Raw genomic sequence first — 3,753 nt, forward strand, 5'->3', positions numbered from 1 at the left:
TCGGAAACCCATGATCTGCGATCACGTTCGACCGAAATGGCTGATCACGATCGTTCGGAATCAGCGATCACGATCAGCCGAAATCCCTGATCACGATCGCCGGAATACGCAGTCTGACTGAACGATCAAGGCTGGCCGCATGGTCTTATACACAAGTCAGCCTTCCGCAACCGTTGGCCGGAGCAAAGGGTCATCGGGCAATGAGACAGGCCGAGTCTTGTAAGCTTTCGGCACATCGCGTAATGAGACGGTCCACCCTCCCTGCAGTGAAGTACGCCGCAGGAAATTTCATCGCGGAGGGGGTTGCCATGGAAAATGTCACGCTGGTCGGAATTGATTTGGGTAAACACGTATTTCGCCTTCACGGCCAAAGCAAGGTCGGAAAGGCAGTGTTCCGCAAGAAGGTAAGCCGCAAGCAACTGGTCGCGTTCTTCGCCACGTTGCGCCGTGCACGGTGGTCACGGAAGCCTGCGCCGGCGCCCATCACATGGCCCGCAAACTCGCAACCTTCGGGCATCAGGTCAAGCGGTTTTGCCAAGTTGACGGGTTCGGATCAATGTTGCCGATAAGATCGGGTATCCTGATCAGGAAGCGAAGACGCCGACCAGTTCTGCCGTCCACTGCTGCCAGGCAGCCAGACGGTGCACGAGCGCAGCGTGGTGGTCACGGGCCTGCATCCAGTGTCGCGGCAAGGCGAAGCACGACCGGACTGGACCGAAATGGGAAAGAAATGCCTGCGTACGCCACACATCGCGACTGCAGCAGCACGTCCAGTTCCGTACCATGCTCATCCACCGCACGCCACAGCCTGTGCGGCTCGCCGCGCAGGCGCACGGCCAGGTAAGTAGGCCCGGGGGATTTCACCCCGAGCCTCTCGCAGAACCGTGCGTAAACCTCTCGATTTACACGGCTCATCCCAGCCATTCTACCGTCATCTCGCGATGACAGATCGACGCGGAAGGTAGATGAAACTCGTGTAATGCGAGTGGAGCGAAGGGGATGACTCAGCTCAGAGAAGGTTGCCGTCAACCGGGAAACCGGGATGCAAGCCGATTTCGGGAGGCCAACTCCCATCTCTGGTACAGCATCGCAGGCTCACGCCTGCGTTCGTGACACACTGAAGTCAATTCCTGCAAACCGACCTCGGAGGGTCTTCCTCTATCTCGGGTACAGCATCGTGTTCAGAATGCAAACACGTTCATGGCACCACCCGTTATCCAACCTGTGCCCCTTGAAACCACCAGTGCACAAACTGTCGCGGATACGCCTTCCTTATCTTGTGTAACCACTCCTCGCTACGCCGTGTATGCCGTCGTAGTCTCTGTACTTACACTTGGCCCAACGCGCGAGCTTGCGGTCCAGACACTGACCGAACCAGTTCATGGCCGTCCGATAGAAAGACAGGTGAACTGCGTCCCAAATCGGTCACACCATTGTCGGATCGATTCGTACGTGACGAGCACGGCGCGTTCCAGCAGCAGTTCCTCGATGTCCGCGCGCTCAAATTGAAGCGGCGATACCAGCGTACCGCGCAGCCAATGTGGTGCGCGACAATTAGAGTGGCCGCTCGGCCAACATAGTTGTCGCACGACCGGCCAAGGTAGTTGACGCTATCCAGCCAATGATCCACTCAGGAAAACGAAAACCGGGGACGCAGATTTGATCTTCTTCGTGTGCCCTTTCTAGCAGTCGGTGGCCTCAGACAACTTGACAGTGCCTCAAGGCAATATCAGGTGAATATGGTATCGGCGCGGGGGCAGCCACCAACCCGTGTGCGGATTTCGCGAGAACGCAAAATCATTTCGCGCTCCTCGTAGGTTTGTACCGTCAGGCGCGGTATCGTGAATCTGTCTTGACCTATCTCACTTCAGACTTCGCGACCGTGGCCGTTGGTCACACTCGCTCCCCTGAAAGACGCGGGTCGGCGTGCTGAACTGTTCCTAGCCAAGACGAATTCTACTGTCGGCTGCTTGACGTTTCCTACGCATCCTTCGGTCATCGACACGGATACGTGGAAACTACAGAGCCGATAGAGTGCAACGCCACCGGCCGTTGTATTTTTCTCTATTGGAAAAACCTCAGTAAAACAATTGGACCCTTTGGGTAGCTCAATATTCTCTCGTAACATTGGAAGGTACAATGCCAAATATATCGAATTTTTTCCGCACGGGGCCGTCGGCTCGGGAACGCGAGCTAGCGCTTGATTCTGACATTGCATTTGCAACCCTGGAAGCCAAGGCGATACAACGACAATTCGGTGATACGGGATCTCCTGCGCAAAGAAAAGTGGCAAATAGCTACCAGCCTCAATTGGATTCTGCGCTCTCGATGCTTGCCGAAAGGAAATTTCGATCTGCGCGAGATGCCACATACGGGACGTTGGAAACGGCCGGGGATGATGTGGCATCCGGAAAGCTAACTGAACATGATTACAAGCTTATCGCGGATCATCTCATGAAGATCGCCAATGTCGCCGGGAAGCATCCAGATCGCTCAGCAGAAAGTTCCTAAGGCTCAGCCCTTATTGAGGGGTTTCTTAAATCATGACGTCACCAAATCTCGGCCGCTTTCAGCGGGCAGCGATGATCGATTTCCATCGATGGAATTGGCGCGGGCTAATGCGGGTAAATCATTTCCAGCAGATGCTGCGTGAACACCGGATACTGCGCGTCCAGCTTCAATTGCACGCGCGCGACGAGAAACGCGAAGCCTTCGAGCAGGCGCTCGACGTACGGGTCCGCGCATTCGGCCGAGCCGGCCGGTAATCTTCGGATACTCGCGCACAAACTCGGCGCCCATCTCGCGCACGTGTTGCAGCTCGCAACGGTGCTGCCGATCAGCCGCGGCTCGAAGTTCAGCAGCACCGCGCGGATGCGGTTCTGCGGCACTCCCGCGTCGATGCCCGATAACGCGGCGCCCGTGAGATCGGGAATGCCGAAATTGAGTACCGAGTTGTCCACTTCCGGATACTCGATCCGCGATTCGAGCACGTCAGTGCCACCCTGATGCCTTGATGTGCTGGTGCTCGCGAGTCATGTACGCGACGCTGACCACTCCTCGCCCTCACACGCCAACGGCTTCGGTGCGCAGCTCGACCTCGTATCGGCAATGCGGCATTGTGTGCATCCAGTGGGCAGTGAGTAATCAGTTCTCCGGTGCTGCATCTGACGCCGCTGCGCGTGCTATCTGTAACAGTCCTTGTGCGATAACGACGTTCGCGTTGTACTTGACGTCGACCGCGCCGTTTTTCAGGACCATCAGCGGCATTTCAGCAGCAATTTTCTCCCACTGCGCGAGTAGCTCGTCGGGGTTCGGATGCGTACTGAAAAGCACACTGAGGGCGGCCGTGAACACGGTTGCCGTATCGGCACCGTCTGCCTGTGGTAGGTCCATCAGTAAGCCCTCTAATCTGCAAATTGCCCGGCCAAGAAAAACAATCCGATTTTCGCGCGATCTGAGGCTGCGCGGATGGTCGCAAGGCGAATTCTCGCCAGGCGTACTGGACTGCCATGCACCGCCATCAAACTGATACCGAGGCCCGGCATAGGCCGCAATCGACTTCATGCCCACTCGTTGTCGATCTGCTTGCGTACCCGCTTATTTCTGTGCAGCAATAGCGGCTCTTGCTGTACGGATTCACTCTATCTATTGACCTTTCCATAAATCATGACGTCACCACAAGGTTGCCTGAATCCAGCACGCGGCGATGATCGAAGGTCGGTGCTGAGCGCTTTTGAGCTTGTTGCGAGCGAC

Annotated in this window: 2 protein-coding genes and 5 pseudogenes; 2 read left to right on the forward strand and 5 right to left on the reverse strand. The window is 56.5% G+C overall.

Annotation, left to right across the window (positions count from 1 at the left end; genetic code table 11):
• Window positions 1-308: 308 nt before the first annotated feature.
• Window positions 309-526: pseudogene (locus HV796_RS40650) on the forward strand (IS110 family transposase); the annotation flags it as partial.
• Between the two features lie 224 nt (window positions 527-750).
• Here the strand turns inward: HV796_RS40650 and HV796_RS46260 are convergent.
• Both HV796_RS46260 and HV796_RS45040 read right to left on the reverse strand, forming a co-directional pair.
• Window positions 751-834 (reverse strand): annotated as a pseudogene (locus tag HV796_RS46260) (IS6 family transposase); the annotation flags it as partial.
• A 572-nt stretch (window positions 835-1,406) separates the two neighbouring features.
• Window positions 1,407-1,555: pseudogene (locus HV796_RS45040) on the reverse strand (IS6 family transposase); the annotation flags it as partial.
• 584 nt (window positions 1,556-2,139) lie between these two features.
• Between HV796_RS45040 and HV796_RS40655 the strand changes: the two are divergent.
• Window positions 2,140-2,511, forward strand: coding sequence for a hypothetical protein (locus HV796_RS40655; protein ID WP_175233336.1), 372 nt, complete (start codon window positions 2,140-2,142; stop codon window positions 2,509-2,511).
• Between the two features lie 107 nt (window positions 2,512-2,618).
• On the opposite strand, the pseudogene HV796_RS40660 reads toward HV796_RS40655, so the two are convergent.
• The 3 genes and pseudogenes from HV796_RS40660 to HV796_RS40670 form a co-directional block, all read right to left on the reverse strand.
• A pseudogene (locus HV796_RS40660) lies at window positions 2,619-2,799 on the reverse strand (type VI secretion system baseplate subunit TssF); the annotation flags it as partial.
• Window positions 2,800-2,876: 77 nt separating this feature from the next.
• Window positions 2,877-2,990 (reverse strand): annotated as a pseudogene (locus HV796_RS45045) (hypothetical protein); the annotation flags it as partial.
• A gap of 154 nt (window positions 2,991-3,144) precedes the next feature.
• Window positions 3,145-3,564: a hypothetical protein gene (locus HV796_RS40670; RefSeq protein ID WP_175233337.1), complete on the reverse strand. Its 420-nt coding sequence runs from the start codon at window positions 3,562-3,564 to the stop codon at window positions 3,145-3,147.
• Window positions 3,565-3,753: the final 189 nt, after the last annotated feature.

The sequence above is a fragment of the Paraburkholderia humisilvae genome (assembly GCF_902859855.1).
GTDB classification, from domain to species: Bacteria; Pseudomonadota; Gammaproteobacteria; order Burkholderiales; family Burkholderiaceae; genus Paraburkholderia; species Paraburkholderia humisilvae.